General features: G+C 73.0%; 1 protein-coding gene and 1 pseudogene. Both read left to right on the forward strand.

The window, feature by feature from the left end; all coding sequences use genetic code 11:
- Window positions 1–211, forward strand: a pseudogene (locus tag ACOADB_RS13845) (sensor histidine kinase); the annotation flags it as partial.
- A gap of 5 nt (window positions 212–216) precedes the next feature.
- Window positions 217–854 (forward strand): response regulator (locus ACOADB_RS13850; protein WP_378599567.1); only part of this gene is annotated, 638 nt, incomplete at its 3' end.

Genomic DNA, 854 nt, shown 5'->3' on the forward strand with positions numbered 1-854 from the left:
CCACTCCGGGGCGAGTGCGGCACAGGTCCGGTGGGAGCGCCGGGCGGACCGGGTGGTTCTCGCCGTGACGGACGACGGTCGCGGGGGAGCGGTGCAGGATGAGGGCATGGGCATCGGTGGCATGCGGAGTCGCGTCGAGGGGATCGGCGGGACGTTCCGTGCCGGTCCCGGCGCGCGCGGCTTCGAGGTCGTCGCGGAGATGCCGCGGTGAGTGACGTGGTCCGGGTTGCCCTGGTGGACGACCAGCCGCTGGTGCGGATGGGCCTGGCGACCCTCATCGACGCCGAGGCCGACCTCGCGCTCGCGGGGGAGGCGGCCGACGGTCGCGAGGGCCTGGCCGTGGTGCGTCGCACGCTTCCGGACGTCGTGCTCTGCGACATCCGGATGCCGGTTCTCGACGGCCTCGCCCTGCTGGCGGAGGTCTCCGCGGATCCCTCCCTGGCCGAGGTCAAGGTGGTCATGCTGACCACCTTCGAGCTCGACGAGTACGTCTTCGAGGCGCTGCGCAACGGTGCCAGCGGCTTCCTGCTCAAGGACGCCGAACCGGTCGCCCTGCTCGACGCGATCCGGGTCGTCGCCGAGGGCGGCTCACTGCTGGCCCCGTCGGTCACCCGCCGGGTGATCGAGCACTTCGGCGCGAGCCGGCCCGAACGCGTGCATCCGCGCCTCGGCGACCTGACCGAGCGCGAGCGCGAGATCCTCGGCTGGGTCGCCACCGGGCGCTCCAACGCCGAGATCGCGGCCGAGCTCGTGGTCAGCCCGGACACCGTCCGGACCCACGTCAGCCGCGCGATGGTGAAGCTGCAGGCCCGTGACCGCGCGCAGCTCGTGGTGTTCGCGATCGAGTCGGGACT

The sequence above is a fragment of the Nocardioides sp. CPCC 206348 genome (assembly GCF_048654705.1).
Taxonomy (GTDB): Bacteria; Actinomycetota; Actinomycetes; order Propionibacteriales; family Nocardioidaceae; genus Nocardioides.